Raw genomic sequence first — 16,036 nt, 5'->3', positions numbered from 1 at the left:
CGGCTTTCAGGCCGCCAGGGCACATTGAGGGCACATGCGTAAGTGATCTTCACCGTGTGTGCCCTGTTCCGTGCCCCGGCCGCCGCGCATCACGGCGTCGATGGCTGTCCGCGTGCGCGACTCGCTCTGCGGCATCAGGTGGGTGTACGTCCGCAGCGTGAACCCGGGGTCGCTGTGTCCCAGGTACTCGGAGAGCGCCTTCACGCTCTCGCCGGCGTCGAGGAGCACGGACGCGTAGGCGTGCCGCAGGGCGTGCATGCCGTCGGCCGGGGCGGCGGCCAGATATCTCGCACCGCGCTCGCGCGGCGGGATCACACCGGCCGCGACCAGGGCGCGCTTCCAGTCGCCCATGTTGAAGACGCTGCGGTTGTACGCGCCGTCCTTGACGGTCGTGAAGAGAAGCCGGAACGTGCGCGGCTCCTCGCCTGGCTTGCCCCACGGCAGAGTCACGCTGACCGGCGGGAAATTTTTCATGTGCCGGGTCAGAACCTCGGCTATCGCATCCGGCAGCGGCACGGTCCGGAGTTTCTCGCCCTTGGGGAGAGCGAAAACCTGCTTGCTACGGACCAGCCGTACCTGCCGCCGGACGTGGACGGTGTTCCGCTGGAAATCGATGTCCTCGACGGCGACGCCGAATATTTCCCCCTGCCGGAGCCCGCACCCGAAGCCGAGCGAGCCACCGGCCCGGAACCGTCGGGGCAGCGCCTCGATCACGGCCTCGACCCGCTCTACGGTCCACGGGGTGACCGGCTTCTTGGCCTCCCGGGGCAGCCTGACACTGCTCGACCGGCACGGATTGCGGGCCACCAACCCGTCCTCCACGGCCAGGTCCAGAGCATCCCGCTTGAACTCTTCGGGATAATTCTTCCGCTTTGCCATGTTTCCCACCATGGATCACTTCCTCCGGATGACGAGTCATCCGGCGTCCATGTGTCGGAACCCAGGGGGTCACTCCAGGTTTGCGAGAGAGTTGCGGGTGGGCTCCTTCAAGACGCATCCATGGACACGAGGCCCGAAAGCGCCGGTGACCAGCTCCAACTACTGGAGGTAGTTGGAGCTGGTCACCGGCCGGATTGTCACGTGTCCCCAGGTCGGCGCCCTGCGACGAGTGGCAGGGCTTCGCGCAGAAGCTGCATGAGGCGGGGCATCAGTTGTACTGCTTGGTGTGGCCCTGAGTTGCGGTTTCTCCCAGGCCTGGTGATCGGGAGGGTCCTACTCGCAGCTCCATCACACAGTGACCACCGCCCACACGAGCTTGCCCAGTGGGCGGTCGTCCATGCCCCACTGGTTTGCCAGTGTCTCGACGATCCACAGACCCCGCCCACGTTGGCGTTCTGCGGATTCCGGTCGGAGGCGAGGGCGGCGCCGCACGGTGTCGTGAACCTCGACGCGCACCGTTCCCGTCAGCGGGACCAAGGCAACCGTAAGACTGTCGCCGGGTTCGCCGCCGTACCGGACGGCATTGGTGACCAGCTCTGAGGTGATCAGCAGTACGTCATCGACTCGTGCGGGCGCCGCGGTCGGTATGCGGTAGTCCATGACCTCACGCACGTACCGACGGGCGGTTCGCACGGACCGAGGCTCGCTCGGGAGTAGCAGTACGGGCGGCGGCGCCGATGGGTGTTCGGTGGATGGCTCTGGTCTCACTTCGGTCATGCGTGCCCCCTCTTGGGCAACCGTCGACACGCTTACCGACCTGCGTAGCAGCAGCCGGTATGCGCGCTGTTCTTGCCTTTACAGAGTGTCGCTCAATCACCACGCTGTGCAAGCGACTTCAAGGATACGTAGAAAATTGCACGCCGACTTGAGAGGGTGCACAGCCACATCGGCAACGTGGGTGACAGACAACGGACGATCACGGCAGACTGAGGGGCAGCCGAGTGTCGGAAGGGATCGGACGTGAGCGCACCCACCGTGCGGAGGCGACGCCTCGGCGCCAAGCTGCGTGCGCTACGGGGTGATCTCACGCTCGACGACGTGGCGGAGAAGAGCGGCGGCGAGTTCGTGGCCTCGAAGCTCTCTCGCATCGAGACAGCGCGGAGCGCCGCCAAGGCGGCGGATGTCGATACCCTCCTCGACCTGTACGTCGAGGCCGGCCGCGAAGTCCCTGATGAGCTGCGCGCGGCGTTACTGACTCTCACCCGCGAGGGTGCGCAGCGCGGATGGTGGCATTCGTACCGCGGCGTCCTCACTCCCGTCCACGAGGACCTGATCAGCCTGGAGGCTGAGGCAGAATCCGTCTCGGCTTGGAACGTCGGGGCGATTCCCGGCCTGCTGCACACGGCCGAGTACGCACGGGAGATCATCCACGCGACAGCGCTGTCCGAGGCCCTCGAGGCCCGCGTGGACGCTCTCGTCGAAGTGCGCCTCGCCCGTCAGGCAGTTCTCACCCGCGACAACCCGCTGAAGCTGAGGGCGATCATCGCCGAGGGTGCTCTTAGGTCGTCGTCGACGGTCGAGGGGTTGATGCGCGATCAGCTGGCGCGCCTGCTCGCCATGGGGAAGCGTCCGAACGTCGACGTTCAGGTACTGCCTTCCAACGCCGCCGTGCACGTGGGCCAGTTGGGCAGCTTTACCGTGCTGGGTTTCGGAGCGCACGCCGACCTTGATGTCGTACACACCGAGGGGCTGACGTCTGCCCTGTACATCGAGGACCGTGAGCAGGTCTCCGCTCATCGGGACGCATGGCAGCGACTCACTACCTGCGCGCTCGATACCGAGGCGTCGGCAAAGCTGATCACAGGGATAAGGGAGAGTTCATGAGCGTTGAGAACGCGTCCACTCTGATGGTCACGTGGGTGAAGAGCAGCTACTCGGACACCGGCGCCCAGTGCGTCGAGCTGGCGGTTGTCGATGCGGACCGGGGGGCGGTACGAGACAGCAAGAACCCTTCTGGGCCTGCCCTGCTGTTCCCCCGTGAGTCCTTGCGAATGTTCGTCGCTGCCGCTGCGTCAGGTGAGTTCGGCGATGTACGTCATCCCGGTGCGCCATGAGAGCGATGAGTATCGCCGAACTGCGCGCTGGTATCGCCGACGCCCTCGACGCCGTTGAGAACGACGCCGAGGAGCTGGTGATCACCAGAGCCGGTGACGAGCCCATGGTGATCATCCCGCTTGCCGAGTACCAGGCACTGGAGGAGACCGACTACCTCCTGCGCTCGCCAGCCATGGCGGAACGGCTGCGCCGGACCGTCGAGCGTGACCGGGTGGGCCGACGAGTGCTCGCAAGCGACCGCGCCGAGGCCCTCGCCGAACTGGCTCGCCCGGCCGCCGACGGCGCCCGGACGGCGGGAACGCGTCGTCCGGGCGCGTGCGTGCCCGCTTCAGAACACGGCTCCCGGCGGGGACCCCAGCAGGCGGCGGGCGATGCGGGTGAAGTGGGGCTGGTCGGCGAAGCCGCCGTGGAGGGCTGCTGCCGTGAGGCCCTGGTCGAGGACCTCGATCGCCCGGGTGAGGCGGGCCCAGTGGCGCAGGCGGACCGGGGGGACGCCGAGGGTGGTGGAGATCAGGGCGCGGATCCGCTGGGGGGAGAGGCCCGCCTCCGTGGCCAGGTCCTGGAGGCGTCCGGTGGACAGGATGTTGTCCAGGACGTGGCGCAGGCGGGGGTCCATCGCGGGGTCTTCGGGGCCGACCAGTGAATTAAGCGCTTTCCTGCCGGATTTCAGATCCAGCTTACCCCGGGCTATTCCCAATTTCGTCACAAGGCTGTCACAGGTGCTTCTGTCGAGCGGTCGAATTCTTCGCTCCATTCGGAGGGAAACCTTCCAGGCGTCCAGATACGCGCATAGATAGCCGCCGGTCATGGAACTGAGGCCGGGAAACTCCGGCGGGACCAGGAAGCCGGCCGCGCGGACCGTCACATTCCGTGCTTCCGTCATCACTGCTTCCGAGTTTTCCAGGCCGATGACCAGTTTCCATGCAGGTTCGCGACGTCGTTTCGGAATCAACGATTCACGGCTGTCGACAAAGATCGCAAGCTTTGAGTTCTTGGCGAATCGAAGACGGCGGTCACCCCGTTCGACCTGCCAAAACACTTCTCCCCCAGATGGCATGAGAACGATCCTAGCGAATGCCTCGAATGGCCAGTCGTTTCATTCAAGACACCGCCTGCGAGGCCCCGGCATGATTTGCGATGTTGCTGGCGGCGCGGGAATTACTCCCGTCCCACCAGTATCATCCGTCAGATTGATCGAAGGGGGAATCGGCGAATGAAGAATGTCCTGAAGCGGGTCGCCGTCACGACAGTTTCTGCGGCGCTGCTGGCCGGCGGGGCCGTCGCGATCGCTCCGACCGCACAGGCCAAGGGCCGGTGCACGTACGTCTCGGATTCGTACCGTCCGACGCTGCGCCCGGGCGCCACCGGGAATGCGGTCAAGCAGATGCAGTGCCTCATCAACTCGTTCAGCGCCTACCCGGTCTGGCTGACCGAGGACGGCAGCTACGGACCGAAGACCAAGCTCGCCGTCGCCTACGTCCAGAGCTGCAACGGCACGGCGGGCGGCGTGGACTACGTCGTCGGCCCGAGCACCTGGAACGCCCTGTACAACCCGAAGTACCTCTGCGCCCTGTGATCCACCGGGCCGACTGACCCCAGCGCCGCCCCCTCCGGTCCCGGAGGAGGCGGCGCCGGTTCGTTCAGCGGGTCTTGCACTCGGGGCGCTTGTCCCCCTTCTCGCAGGTGTCGCGCTCGTTGTCCGCCCCCACCTCGATCGGCGCGGACCCCGTCTGGATCCGGAACGGGCCGAGGACCCGGCCCTCCGGCAGCACGTACCCCTCGGGTACGGCGGTCTCCTGCAGATAGAAGAAGCCGACCGGCAGGTTCTCCCAGCGGCAGACGCCGGTGGTGTCCGTCGAGCAGCCGGTGTCGTGGGGGGTGTCCGGGTTGTCGCCGTCGGTCTGCAGGCCCTCGACACCGTTGGTCTCCAGCCACAGGCGGAACACCGCACCCGCGAGCGGGCTGCCGTCGGCGGAGTCCCGCTTCCGCAGCTCGATCACCCCGTCGGAGACGGGGTCCTCGGAGATCCCGTTGTCCAGGGTGCAGGTCACGTTCACGGCCTCGATGTCGGCCGGGGTCGCGGTGAGCTCCAGACCCGCGGTCTGTACGTGGGACGGCTCGCAGGTCAGCAGCGAGGGCCGGTAGTTGGGTACGCCCAGTTCGCTGACCCGGTACGGGATTCCCGGACGCAGGAGCATCGGGACCGGCTCGGCGCTGCCGGGCACGACGACCGGCTCGAGGCCCTCGGGAAGGTTGTCGCCGACGGGAGTGAAGATGAGCGTGAAGTCACTCGGTACGGCGTCCCCGCCGGTGACCCGTTTGGCCACCCGTACGGTCGCCACCGTGTTGTCGAGCGTGCAGGTGGCGTCATGCCCCAGGGGTACGGACACGACGCCCTCGACGCCGTCGGTCCAGCCGCCCGTGCTCGCGTCGCCGTCGAGTTCGCAGGTCCACGAGGCGGTCGTGCCGGGCTCGAGCGGCTCGCCGCCCTCCATGGTGCGGCTGTCGGCCGGGGCGTACCGCGGATCGCCGCCGCTCTCGCCGAGTACGTACGAGACCTCGGGGGTGACGTCCGCGGTCGCGGTGCCGTTGCCGGACGGTCCCGGCAGCGGTCCCTCCTCGCGCGCGGTGGCCGTCAGCAGCCAGTCCGCCGGGTCGGCGGGGCCGCCGTGCACCTCCTTGCGCAGGGTCAGGCCGGCGTCGCAGGTCAGATAGTTGGTGATGGTGAACCTGTTGTTGGCGTGGACCGCGGAGAGCGTCACCTTGTGGCCCGGCTGCAGCGGTACCGCCTCGCCGTCGACGCCGGTGATCGTCGCGCCCCGCTCGGGGCGGCAGCGCGGCAGGTCGACTTCGGTGTCCTCGCCGACGGCGACCTGGTCACCGGCCGTGTACTCGCCGTACGTCTCGCCCCACTCGGCCTCCGGCATGAGGTCACCGGCCGGATCGGTGAGCTGCAACTCGGCGTCCAGGCCCACCGGCTGGCCGCCGTGCGGGAACGTCGTGCCGTTGATGCTCCACCGCTTGTCGACCGTCAGCTCGGTGACGCCCTCCGGCGCCTGGTTGTACACCGTGCACGTGGTCGTTCCCGCGGCAGGCACCCCGGCGACGTGGAACGCCTCGCCGGTCGTCCCGGGGGAGACGTCCAGCGGGATCTCCTCGCCGACCTCCTCCTCCGTGATTGGGGTGGCCGTACAGCGCGCGGGCCGGCCGTCCACGTCGAGCCGTTCGTAGCCCTCGTGCTGGTCGCCGGTGACGTCGAGGTCCAGATTCTCGGCCGTGGACCCGGTCAGGTCGTACTGGACCGCGCCGGTCCGGTCGGTGGACGTGGTCCGCTCGAGCGCGTCCGGCAGACCCGTACCGTCCACGGTGAAGGTCCAGCCGGGACCGGCCGGTACGGCGTCGGTGAGCGTTCCGCCCGGCGGCACGATCTGCTTGACGATGTGCATCGTGCCCGGACAGTGCTGGAGAGCCAGCGCCCTGAGGTGCTGAGCGGCCTCCCCGTAGTCGTGGTCCTGGAAGTAGTCCGCGGTCCCGACGTCGTCGGTGAAGCGGACGGGTCCGGAGATCGCCGCCAGGTTCAGCGCCGAGGACGCCTCCTCGACGCCGCTGCCCACGCCCATCGCGACGACGCGGGTGCCCTGCTCCTTCAGCGCGTTCGCGGAGAAGATGCCGTCCTCGACCTCCGCGAACCGGTTGGTCCTGCCGGTGGCCTGCCCCGTCGGTCCCCGGGAGGTCGGGTTGCCGTCGGTGATCATGACGGCGAGGTCGTAGTCCCCGTTCGCCGCGACCGCGGCCCGGAAGGCGGCGTCCCAGTTCGTCGACCCGCCCGGGGTGATGGTCCGGTACGAGTCCTTGATCTCCTGCGCGCCGTTCGCGGAGGAGACCGGCGTCAGCTGCGGGCGGTTGGGGATGCCCGGCCGGGGCGAGGTGGTCGAGAAGTGGAAGACGGACATGCTGGACGGGGTGCCCCGCAGGCCGTCCACCAGCGCGTCCGCGGCGCTGCGGAGCTGGGGGGCGTCGCCGCCGACCGACGTCGACCAGTCCATGATCAGCGCGACCCGGAGTCCGCACAGCTCCGGCAGCGGCGGATTGGCCCGCGAGTTCTGCCACACGCCGGTCGAATCCGTGTGCGGGCCGTTCAGCCGCTCGGCGAAGCGCATGAAGCCATTGGCGTCGTTCGACCCCGACTCGTACAGGTTTCCCGGCCAGACCACCGGCGTCGGGAACTCGTACGCGCGCGCCTGTCCGCCGGCGCCCGACGGGCCGGTGCGGAGCTCCGGGTTCATGACCCAGCCGTCCGGCGCGCTGACCTGGCGTACGACATAGCTCCGGCCGGTCTCCGCCGTGGGCAGGATGAACTCGCACAGCCCCTCGGCGTCCGACGTACAGGTACGCCCCACCTCACCGCCCGCCTCGGTACTCAGCCCGAGCACGGCCCCGGCCAGCGGATCCACACCGCCGCCGGTGCGATCACCACCCACGTGCACCCGGATCACCGCGGTGCCGTCGGTGGGGTCGGTGGCAGCCTGGGCCTGCGGGAGGCTTCCCGATAAGAGGGTGACCGCGGTCATGAGGGCGACCCCGGCGGCCGATCGATATGCGGAGAATCTCTTGTTCATGACTTGAGCAAATCCCCGCCCGCCCCGGATCCCGCCCAGACACGCGCGGGACGGCCCGTACGGAGGACCCCCGTCCGCCACACCGGCGGACGGGGGAGGGGTCAGGCCGTACGGCAGACCGTGCCGTTCAGGGTGTACGTGCGCGGGACCGGGTTCGCGCCGTCGTTGGCGCCGACGAAACCGAACGTCGCCGTGTTGCCGCCGTTCGGTGCCAGCCTCGAGTCGGATGTCACGTGCACCCGGGTGCCGGAGCCGCCGACGTTCGCGTTCCAGTAGCTGTCGACGCGCTGGCCCGTCGTCGGCCAGTCGAAGTCCAGCGTCCAGCCGTCGATCCCCGTGTCCCCGAGGTTCGACACGGTGACGGTCGCGACGAAGCCCGCGCCCCAGCCGGCGTCGATGTGGTACGTGACCAGGCAGGTGCTTTCGCGCGGCGACGTCGTCGTGAACGTCACCGGCTCCGACGGCCGCGACAGCCGTCCGTCCGCGTCCCGCGCGAGGACGTTCACCGTGTGCTCGGAGCCCGGGGGGAGGTTGCGCACGGTCAGCGAGGTCGAGGTCGAGGTCGCCAGCAGCTGGGCGTTGGTGCCGAGCTGCTCGTACACCTCGTACCGTACGGCCGTTCCGTGCTCCGGCGCCGACCAGCTCAGCGTGGCTGTGCCGCTGTCCGCCGCCGTCAGGCGCGGGGCGTTGGGGGCGGTCACGGTCGCGGGGGCGTTGCGCGGGGACACGGTCACGGTGGTGATCGAGTACGGGGGCAGTTCCTGCGGACCGCCGGTGGTCGCCGGGACCTGGGTGACGTCGGTGTCGCCGCGGCCGTAGCGGTGGACCGTCGGGGCGGCGGCGGTGGGGGAGTAGCCGGTGTAGTCGATGGCCGCGGTGTGGGTGGTGTCCGGGTCCTTGTTGATCAGCATCACGCTGAGCCTGCCGTCGGCGCGGTGCACGGCGTGGACGGAGACCTGGTCGCTGCTGGACCGCGAGGCGATCATCGTGTCGCCGGGGCGGGCCAGGGTGGTCAGGGACTTCAGGCCGAAGTACGGGTGGAACGGGGTGTTGAGCGCCGGCTGGCAGACGTCGCCGGTGCAGCCGGCGCTGGAGAGGAGGCCGAAGTCGTTGAAGTCGGTCTCGCCGTCCACCGTGCTGATCTGGCCGGGGCCGTTGTGGGTGTTCCACCAGTCGACGTTGAAGACGCCGTTCTCCAGGGCCGTCATATAGGTGTCGGCGGCGAACAGGCCGGTGGGGCGGCTGTTCATCTGGACGTTGGAGTTGACCTCGGTCAGGGCGATGCCGATCTCGGGGGAGCGCTCCCCGGCGTACCGGTCGATCTGCCGCCGCACCTCGCGCAGCTGCCCCGGCAGCCGGACGGTACGGTCCAGCGCCTCGTCGGCGTTCGTACCGCCCGGGTAGGAGTGCACGACGACGAAGTCGATCGCGTCGGCGACGGCGTCCAGCACGGTGTGGTTCCAGTCCCCGGGGTCGCCCGGGCCGGGGATGCCGTCCGGCCAGTCGCCGGGGGTGGTGAGGACGGCGCCGATCTTGATGGTCGGGTCGACGGCCTTCATCGCCTCGGAGTACGCGAGGACCTCACGGGCGTACTGGTTCGGGCTCTTGTCCGGGTGGTCGTCCGCTTCCCAGCCGGAGCCCTCGGCGTAGTGCCCGTTGCCGTAGATCTCGTTGCCGATCTCCCAGAGCTTCGCGTCGTAGTCGTGCTCGACATTGGCGTAATGGACCCAGTCGGCGGCCTCCTGCGGGGAGCCGGTGCCGTAGTTGGCGATGATCATCGGCTGGGCGCCGGCGGCGCGGACGCCGCCCATGAACTCGTCGAAGCCGGTGCCGGGGGCGACGTAGCCGCCGGGGGCGGTGTGGTCGCGCCAGTGGTAGATGTCGCCGTAGGAACCGCCGGGGTAGCGCATCACGTCGACGCCGGCGTCCTCGAGGAGGCCGCTCACCTCGGGGTCGTTCATGTGGGAGTCCCAGATGGCGTGGTTCACGCCGAAGGCCTCGGGGGCGACGGTGCCGAGGCCTTCGGCGGCGTTGACGTCGATCCGGACGGAGGCGGCGGGGTCCTCTTGGGGGCTCGCGGGACTGGCGGGAGTCGCGGCGAGGGCGGCTACTACCGCCAGGGCGCAGGCGAGGGGGGAGGCGCGTCTGCGGTGGGGGTTCGCGGGGGTCGAGCGGCGGTGGGGGAGGGGCATGGGGGTGTTCTCCTCGGGGGTCTTGTGCGCGCGGCCGCCCGATGCCTGGGGTGGTTGGTGTCCGGGCGTCGGTGGACCCTGTCGTGGGAGCGCTCCCATGATGGTGGGGTGATGTGGTCGCGTCAATGACGCGGGGCTTCGGGTTACGAGCCCGCGTACAGTCGGGGCAGGTCAACCAGCTCCACGTCCGGGCGCGTGGCGGCGGTGCGCTGCAGGTCCGGGGTGAAACCCGCCGCGGAGAAGAGCAGGAGCTTGGGCAGCGCCCCGACCTTGGCGCTCGGCAGCAGCCCCCGGAGGTGCTCCAGCCGTTCGAGCTGCCCGACATCCATCTGCTTCGCGGTCGCCTTGGCCTCACCGATCGCCGTGATGCGGTCGGCTCCGTGAGCCACGGACTCGACGACTACCACGTCCAGCTCGTGTCCCCGCTTGTGGTCACGACACGGCATCTCGGTCGGCAGCACGGAACGCGCCCGGCCGCCGAGGGTCTCGTCGTCGGCGTGCTCGAAGCACCACTGCCGGGCCAGATCCTCGAAGTGCGGTCCGTAGATCTTGCCGGCGACGCTGTCCTGCGCCTCGGCCCAGACCCGGTCGGCCCGTCCCACGACCAGCTCCGGCTCGTGCCGCTGAATGAGCAGCTGATGCACCCGTACCATCGGCTCCGCGATCCTGAACTGGGCCCGCTTGTCCCGCAGGGCGTCCTGGACCTGCTCCAGCAGACCGATGTCCTGCAGACCGGCGAGCAGATGGGCGATGGCGCTCGCCGGGCGCCCCAGGGTCGCCGCGATCTCCGACCGCCGATGGCTGCCGGCGCTGACGGCGGTGAGGGCGGCGGCGTACGAGGTCGGGTCGGTGATCGAGGGCTCCTCACGCAGCAGCAGACCCCCCTCACGGAACATCGCGGACGCGGGGTTGAGCAGCCGCCGCTGCACCCAGGCGTCCAGCCCGCCGCCGCTGTCCGGGGCGCTGCCGCCGCACATCTCCTTGTACGCGGGGGTCCCGCCCACCAGCGCGTGGAGTCGGAAGGCCAGCTGGGGATCGTCCGCGACGCCCCAGAACTCCGCCGCCTCGCGGTACCGGAAGGGGCGGACCACCAGCTCCATGCTGGCCCGGCCCCGTAGCGGGGCTCCGCCGCCGAGCAGCTGCGCCATCGTGGTGAGGGCGCTGCCGCAGAGGATCAGCCGGGTGCGGGTGTGCTCCTTGGCGTGGCTGAGGGGGCTCAGTGCCTGCTGGAGCAGGGAGGGCAGGGCGGGGGTGGAGGTGACCAGGTACGGGAACTCGTCGATGACCACGGGGATCTGCCGCTCCTCGCCCAGGCGCAGCAGCTCGTCGAGGGCCTCGCGCCAGTCGGCGAATCGCACGGGGCGCCGCATGCCCAGGTACGCGCCGTAAGCGGCTCCGAGGTCGGCGAGGTTCTGGGTCTCGGTCTGCTGGGTGGCGGAGAAGAGGAAGCCCCCGGACTCCCTGGCCAGGAGCTCGAGCATGAGGGTCTTGCCCTGCCTGCGGCGGCCGTAGACCAGGCCGAGGGTGGCGCCGGTTTGCCCGGAGGACGCGAAGTCGGTTAGCTCGCGCCATTCGGTGTCGCGGTCGAAGAGGCGGGTGGGCTTGGGGAGGGCGGGGAGGGGCATCCGGTAATTATAGCTCCAGCTATTATAGTTGCGGCTATATTAATCGCCGGGCGTGTCGATGGGGAGACTCGGGCGCGAGCTGCGGGTTGTGCCGCTGACCAGGCATGTTCTCCGGCTCGCGGCGTTGGGGCTCGGACAGCGCTCTCTCAACGCTGTGGCGTTCCACGGCGTGGTGCTCGGCCAGGAAGATTCCGCCGGCGGTTAGGTCGTGGCGGTCGAACGGCGAATTCTCCAGCCACTTGATCGAGCGGAGGAAGAGCAATTTCCTCGGCCACCGGCTGTTGGTTGGCCCAACCAGTCAGAATGGTATCGCCACAGATAGTATCGCTGGCGATACTATCTGTGGCGGATGGTTGGCGAGGCGCTGTCCCGAGTGCCTGACCTTCGACTTCGGGGCCTGGGTCCCGGTGGAGGGGCGCCGCGAAGGCCGCCTTCCGCGCGAGCGCATCACGCAGGAGGAAGCGCGGCGCGTTGCCGTCGCCGGTTCGCGGCGCGGTCCCACTCCGCTGATCAGAGTGGAGTCAGACGCAGGACGGAGTACCGCCCGTTGGTACGGAAGGTCTCGGATTCCGGTGCCACCAGCGCGCACATTTCCTCCGCCTCGGCCCCGGAATACACGCCGCCGAATCTGTCGTCCACGCTGTACTCCGCCAAGTCCGAACCGCATGGCGCAGCGTAGAACCCGTTCGTCCGGTCATGCCCCACACAGTCGGTCGGCGCGGGGGACGCCTACGGGGCGCTTGGCACGAACTGCGCCACCACCAGCCCGATCACGGTGATCGGAACGAGCAGCCCGAAGGCCGCCGCCCGCCGCAGCAGCGGCTTGCCCCGGTTGAACGGCGGCCGGACGGCTCCGACGGGCTCACCCAGCCTTGAGAATCGCGCCCTGGCCACCAGATTGGCCACCAGGAACAGGGGCCCCTGCACGAAGGAACCAATGCCCCACCAGGCCCACGCCAGAGTCGTGGCCGACATCCCCCGGACGACGGCCGTCCCGCAGGTGCGGCAGAAAGGCTCCTTCACGTGGAGCGACACGTGGAGGATGTACGCGCCCCTGCACCACCGCACCGGTGCTGCCACCGCCGGCGTCGCACCGCAGTAGGCACACCCGTCGCTGTCGGCGAGCGGACCCCAGGGTTCCCCGTCCAGCAGGTCGGCGAGATCCACGTCCTGCGGTGTCTGGTGTGAAGTATCGCCCCGTGTGAGGTCGAACAAGCCGGCTCCCGGCGGCAACGGCGGTACGGTCATGAGAAGTTCTCCCCTCCCGAAGACGAAGGACCGCACGCTACTGGAATCCCTGCGTGTACGTGTCACCTTCCGAGGTTGGGGTCAGGACTCTTCTTCGGAGCGGGGCGGGGCGAGGAAGCACCACACGTCTTTGCCGGTCGCTGTGCGGGTGGCGTTCCAGGATCTGGCGTGGTGGTCGACCAGGAAGATTCCCCGGCCGGAGCCGGCTTCCCAGTCGGGTTCGCGGAGGGTCGGGAGCTGGCGGGACAGGTCGCTGACTACGAGGAGCAGGCCGCCGCGGGCGGTCGCGACGCGGAGGGAGCAGCGGCCGTCGGTGTGGCGGTGGACGTTGGTGACGAGTTCCGTCAGGCAGAGCAGTGTGGGGTCGAGGAGGTCGTCCTGCTGCCAGAGGCGGAGTTGGTCTCTTACTCGCCGTCTCAGGGGTGCGAGCTCCTGTGGCTCGACCAGGAATCTGAGGCGGTACTCGCCTCCGGTTTCGATCAGCGATGGCATGGCAGCCTCCAACGGGATGGTGTCCGGCTGCACTTGGTTGCTTACCGGTTGTGACGCGTGCCACGTCAGGGACTGTAGGGAACACTTCCTCGGTCCCTCAATGGTGAGAGGCCGCTTTGACTCGATCGAGTGGTTCCTCCTGTGAGACAGTGATTTCGTCTCCAACGAAGGCGTACAGAAGGGGGCGTGATGAAACCAGCAAAGAAGCCGACCGCACGCCAGGCCCGACTGGGCGCCGAACTACGCAAGTTGCGCGAGGCCGCGGGGGTGTCTGGTGCCGACGCGGCGGCGCACCTCGGGGGCGAGCGTTCGCTCATGAGCCATGTCGAGGCCGGCCGGTGGGGGATCAAGCCGGAGCGGGTCCAGTTCCTTGCCTCGTACTACGAGGTCGGTGATCAGGAGCTCGTCCAGGCGCTCATCGCGATGGCCCGCGAGCGGGGTGAGGGGTGGTGGGGGAAGTATCACGGGGTGCTTCCGCCGGCTCTCTTGGATCTGGCGGAGCTTGAGCATCACGCCAAATATCTGCGCACCGCCCAAGCGCTCATCATGCCGGGGATCTTCCAGACCGAGGACTACGCGCGGGCTGTCTACCGGGCAGCGATTCCAGGTCCCTCGGAGGACGAGACGAACGCGCAGGTCGAGCATCGTCTGCGCCGCCGGGACATCTTCGAGAGGGAGAGCCCGACTCCGTACGAGGCGATCCTTCATGAGGCCGCCCTGCAGATCAACTACGGCAGCCGGGACATCTCGCGCAGGCAGTTGGAGCACATCCTTGAGGTCGCCGAGCTGCCGAATATCTCCGTCCGGGTAATCCCTTTCTCGGTCGAGGTGTCCATCGGGTTTACTCCCCAGCTGTTCTACGCCGGTGGGCCGGTCCCTCAGCTGGACACTGTTGTGATCGAGGGCGCCCATGGCATGCACTTCGTGAACGCGGAGGTGCAGCTCAAAAAATACCGAAGCCTCTTCTCGGCGATTGAAGAGCTCTCGTTGAGTGCTGACGAGTCAAGGAAAATGATTCATCGCATCGCAAAGGAGAAGTGATATTCTCATGGCAGATCAGGCAGCAGTGTGGAAGAAGTCTTCGTTCTCTCAGGCGTCCGGAGAGTGTATCGAAATATCCGCCACGTCGGACGGTATTCTCATACGAGAGAGCGACGACCCGGAAACCATCGTGACCACGGACAAGGCTAAGCTCCGTGCGTTCCTGCTCGGTGTCAAAGCGGGCGAGTTCGATCACCTGACCTGACGTACCGCACCTGGCGGATGCCAACGAGGTAGCGGCAGTTCAATGGTTGTCACTGCCCAGCTCCTCGTAGGCATCCGCTGCTCGATTTTTCGTGATGGTGCATCGAGGCTAGGGCTCAATAGCTGAGATATGGGCCACTGTGACATTGCCATCCTGCCTGCATTCGATCAGGATGGGGTTTCCGGGTGAATAAAACCAGAAGTCGACATCGGATTCCAATAATTCTCTTGAGTTCTCCACGGCCATCGCGACAGGGAGACGAACGGTGGGCATGATCAGGTTGTCCCAGAAGGTGACGACCTCCGATGTAGAGCCGAAGAAATCCCGCAATAGTCGGGCGATTGTGCTGGCTCCGTCACCTTCGTCTCGGAAAGTTTCCCGACTGACAACCTCTGCTGCCTCGAAGCTGATACGTCCGCCGATCGTAGCCTGGAACCTGTTGATGCTGACGCTTTCCATTGCCCGGCTCTCTTCCAGGCTAAGAGGATGGATTGCCGGGTTGCCGGCGCGAATGAAGTCGGGGAGCAGGTCGGGTCTGCTTCCGTACGGGCTCGTGTGCATTTCAGGTGTTTCCTTTGAGCATTTTGATGAGATCTTCTTCTGTGCCCCGCCATGGGACGGCCCATTTCTGCGCGGATGCACCCTTGCCGACCATGACGTTGATGTGTGTACCTTTTTCGGGGTCAAAGTCAAGTCTGAATTGCTTGTACACCCCGTCGACTCGAGTGGTGAATCCGACAGTTCTTCCGTAGGTGGATTCCGCTGCTTCAAGCCGGCCCACCAATGGAACACGGGTGTGAGGATCGATCTCTCCGAGCAAGTCAAGCGCTTTGTTGCGCGCCTGTTCGAAACTGTCGTACGTGTCTAGAACTTTCTCCTTTACGCGGGTGGGGTAATCAGGTGCAAGACCTTGAGAGTCGGTTCGCGTGTGGGGGCTGTGGACGTAGGTAGTGGGATTGGGCGCAGGTGCGAGACCCAGGGGGTCCGGGGTCGTGTAGCGGGCTGTGGTGGGGTCGTAGTAGCGGTGGTGGTTGTAGTGGAGGCCCGTTTCGGGGTCGTAGTACTGGCCTGGGAAGCGTAGGGGGGTGTACGCCGTTGCTGTGCGGTTCCAGGTTGTTGTGCCCCAGAGGGTTGTGCGGGTGTGCCAGGTGATTGTGCCTGTGTCGTCGATCAGTTCGGTGGGAGTGCCGATCAGGTCTGTGGCTATCGCGAAGAAGCGGGCGTCTATTTCCTGTTGGGTTGCTTCGTTCAGGAGGCGTTCTGTTTGGGACAGGGGGGTCAGGCCCTGGTGGTCCCAGGTGAGGGTTACTGGGTGGGGGGTGGGGCCTGTGGTGGTTTGTTCGCAGAGAAGCGTGCCGTCCCAGGTGAAGGTGGTTTCCTCTGCGATTGAGTTGTCGGGGGACAGACGTTGTTTGCTTGTGCGGCGGCCCAGGGGGTCGTAGGCGTAGCGCCAGTGGGTGCCGTCGGGGGTGGTGACGTCTGTGAGGGCGTTGTGAACCGTTCCGGGTTTGGTGGAGACTCGAACACGTGTAAGGATTCGAGTCATGGCACGATCTTCCTCCTACCCGCCTGAGCTGCGCCGACGTGCGGTGCGTATGGTCGCCGAGGTCCTGGGTGACT

General features: G+C 67.5%; 14 protein-coding genes and 3 pseudogenes. 6 read left to right on the top strand and 11 right to left on the bottom strand.

Annotation, left to right across the window (positions count from 1 at the left end; all coding sequences use genetic code 11):
* Window positions 1-6 precede the first annotated feature (6 nt).
* Together SRB5_RS29260 and SRB5_RS29255 are read right to left on the bottom strand one after the other, a co-directional pair.
* Window positions 7-834: pseudogene (locus SRB5_RS29260) on the bottom strand (tyrosine-type recombinase/integrase); the annotation flags it as partial.
* A 393-nt stretch (window positions 835-1,227) separates the two neighbouring features.
* Window positions 1,228-1,656 carry an ATP-binding protein gene (locus SRB5_RS29255; RefSeq protein ID WP_153456471.1) on the bottom strand — a complete coding sequence of 143 codons (429 nt, stop codon included), beginning with the start codon at window positions 1,654-1,656 and terminating at the stop codon, window positions 1,228-1,230.
* Between the two features lie 243 nt (window positions 1,657-1,899).
* Between SRB5_RS29255 and SRB5_RS29250 the strand changes: the two genes are divergently transcribed.
* The 3 genes and pseudogenes from SRB5_RS29250 to SRB5_RS29240 form a co-directional block, all read left to right on the top strand.
* Complete coding sequence (locus SRB5_RS29250) at window positions 1,900-2,763, top strand: helix-turn-helix domain-containing protein (protein WP_323378682.1); 864 nt, start codon at window positions 1,900-1,902, stop codon at window positions 2,761-2,763.
* A complete protein-coding gene (locus tag SRB5_RS29245) occupies window positions 2,760-2,993 on the top strand; it encodes a DUF397 domain-containing protein (RefSeq protein WP_153456470.1) in 234 nt (77 codons plus the stop codon). The genes SRB5_RS29250 and SRB5_RS29245 overlap by 4 nt, the downstream gene beginning before the upstream one ends.
* Window positions 2,990-3,145, top strand: a pseudogene (locus tag SRB5_RS29240) (type II toxin-antitoxin system Phd/YefM family antitoxin); the annotation flags it as partial. The gene SRB5_RS29245 and the pseudogene SRB5_RS29240, both read left to right, overlap by 4 nt.
* A 177-nt stretch (window positions 3,146-3,322) precedes the next feature.
* On the opposite strand, the gene SRB5_RS36015 reads toward SRB5_RS29240, so the two are convergent.
* Complete coding sequence (locus SRB5_RS36015; RefSeq protein WP_194293067.1) at window positions 3,323-3,610, bottom strand: helix-turn-helix domain-containing protein; 288 nt, start codon at window positions 3,608-3,610, stop codon at window positions 3,323-3,325.
* Between the two features lie 597 nt (window positions 3,611-4,207).
* On the opposite strand from SRB5_RS36015, the gene SRB5_RS29230 reads away from it, so the two are divergent.
* Window positions 4,208-4,570, top strand: coding sequence for a peptidoglycan-binding domain-containing protein (locus SRB5_RS29230; protein ID WP_153456468.1), 363 nt, complete (start codon window positions 4,208-4,210; stop codon window positions 4,568-4,570).
* Window positions 4,571-4,634: 64 nt separating this feature from the next.
* Here the strand turns inward: SRB5_RS29230 and SRB5_RS29225 are convergent, their stop codons facing one another.
* The 6 genes from SRB5_RS29225 to SRB5_RS29205 form a co-directional block, all read right to left on the bottom strand.
* A complete protein-coding gene (locus SRB5_RS29225) occupies window positions 4,635-7,613 on the bottom strand; it encodes a SpaA isopeptide-forming pilin-related protein (protein ID WP_153456467.1) in 2,979 nt (992 codons plus the stop codon).
* A 101-nt stretch (window positions 7,614-7,714) separates the two neighbouring features.
* A complete protein-coding gene (locus tag SRB5_RS29220; RefSeq protein ID WP_153456466.1) occupies window positions 7,715-9,805 on the bottom strand; it encodes a cellulose binding domain-containing protein in 2,091 nt (696 codons plus the stop codon).
* A 143-nt stretch (window positions 9,806-9,948) separates the two neighbouring features.
* On the bottom strand, window positions 9,949-11,430 hold the full coding sequence (locus tag SRB5_RS29215; RefSeq protein ID WP_153456465.1) for an AAA family ATPase: 1,482 nt from the start codon (window positions 11,428-11,430) through the stop codon (window positions 9,949-9,951).
* A 510-nt stretch (window positions 11,431-11,940) separates the two neighbouring features.
* Window positions 11,941-12,069: a hypothetical protein gene (locus SRB5_RS37265; RefSeq protein WP_267132621.1), complete on the bottom strand. Its 129-nt coding sequence runs from the start codon at window positions 12,067-12,069 to the stop codon at window positions 11,941-11,943.
* A gap of 90 nt (window positions 12,070-12,159) precedes the next feature.
* A complete protein-coding gene (locus SRB5_RS29210) occupies window positions 12,160-12,597 on the bottom strand; it encodes a hypothetical protein (protein WP_153456464.1) in 438 nt (145 codons plus the stop codon).
* Between the two features lie 162 nt (window positions 12,598-12,759).
* Window positions 12,760-13,170 (bottom strand): ATP-binding protein, encoded by a 411-nt coding sequence (locus SRB5_RS29205; RefSeq protein WP_153456463.1) that lies wholly within the window; start codon window positions 13,168-13,170, stop codon window positions 12,760-12,762.
* A gap of 189 nt (window positions 13,171-13,359) precedes the next feature.
* Between SRB5_RS29205 and SRB5_RS29200 the strand changes: the two genes are divergently transcribed.
* Both SRB5_RS29200 and SRB5_RS29195 read left to right on the top strand, forming a co-directional pair.
* The gene (locus tag SRB5_RS29200; protein ID WP_153456462.1) at window positions 13,360-14,211 is read left to right on the top strand and encodes a helix-turn-helix domain-containing protein; all 852 of its coding nucleotides are present in this window, start codon (window positions 13,360-13,362) and stop codon (window positions 14,209-14,211) included.
* 7 nt (window positions 14,212-14,218) lie between these two features.
* Complete coding sequence (locus SRB5_RS29195) at window positions 14,219-14,416, top strand: DUF397 domain-containing protein (RefSeq protein WP_153456461.1); 198 nt, start codon at window positions 14,219-14,221, stop codon at window positions 14,414-14,416.
* Window positions 14,417-14,524: 108 nt separating this feature from the next.
* On the opposite strand, the gene SRB5_RS29190 is transcribed toward SRB5_RS29195, so the two are convergent.
* Entirely contained in the window at window positions 14,525-14,977 is a 453-nt protein-coding gene (locus tag SRB5_RS29190) for a hypothetical protein (protein WP_153456460.1), read from the bottom strand.
* 1 nt (window position 14,978) lies between these two features.
* Window positions 14,979-15,974, bottom strand: a pseudogene (locus SRB5_RS37615) (RHS repeat-associated core domain-containing protein); the annotation flags it as partial.
* Window positions 15,975-16,036 lie beyond the last annotated feature (62 nt).

It is taken from the genome of Streptomyces smaragdinus (assembly GCF_009604385.1).
Lineage (GTDB): Bacteria > Actinomycetota > Actinomycetes > Streptomycetales > Streptomycetaceae > Streptomyces > Streptomyces smaragdinus.
This window is presented reverse-complemented; position numbering and strand designations above follow the sequence as displayed.

Excerpts from the sequence above, each read along its gene's own strand:
- SRB5_RS29255 (WP_153456471.1), bottom strand. The coding sequence starts at position 1,656 with ATGACCGAAGTGAGACCAGAGCCATCCACCGAACACCCATCGGCGCCG.
- SRB5_RS29245 (WP_153456470.1), top strand. The coding sequence starts at position 2,760 with ATGAGCGTTGAGAACGCGTCCACTCTGATGGTCACGTGGGTGAAGAGC.
- SRB5_RS36015 (WP_194293067.1), bottom strand. The coding sequence starts at position 3,610 with ATGGACCCCCGCCTGCGCCACGTCCTGGACAACATCCTGTCCACCGGA.
- SRB5_RS29230 (WP_153456468.1), top strand. The coding sequence starts at position 4,208 with ATGAAGAATGTCCTGAAGCGGGTCGCCGTCACGACAGTTTCTGCGGCG.
- SRB5_RS29225 (WP_153456467.1), bottom strand. The coding sequence starts at position 7,613 with ATGAACAAGAGATTCTCCGCATATCGATCGGCCGCCGGGGTCGCCCTC.
- SRB5_RS29220 (WP_153456466.1), bottom strand. The coding sequence starts at position 9,805 with ATGCCCCTCCCCCACCGCCGCTCGACCCCCGCGAACCCCCACCGCAGA.
- SRB5_RS29215 (WP_153456465.1), bottom strand. The coding sequence starts at position 11,430 with ATGCCCCTCCCCGCCCTCCCCAAGCCCACCCGCCTCTTCGACCGCGAC.
- SRB5_RS29205 (WP_153456463.1), bottom strand. The coding sequence starts at position 13,170 with ATGCCATCGCTGATCGAAACCGGAGGCGAGTACCGCCTCAGATTCCTG.
- SRB5_RS29200 (WP_153456462.1), top strand. The coding sequence starts at position 13,360 with ATGAAACCAGCAAAGAAGCCGACCGCACGCCAGGCCCGACTGGGCGCC.
- SRB5_RS29195 (WP_153456461.1), top strand. The coding sequence starts at position 14,219 with ATGGCAGATCAGGCAGCAGTGTGGAAGAAGTCTTCGTTCTCTCAGGCG.
- SRB5_RS29190 (WP_153456460.1), bottom strand. The coding sequence starts at position 14,977 with ATGCACACGAGCCCGTACGGAAGCAGACCCGACCTGCTCCCCGACTTC.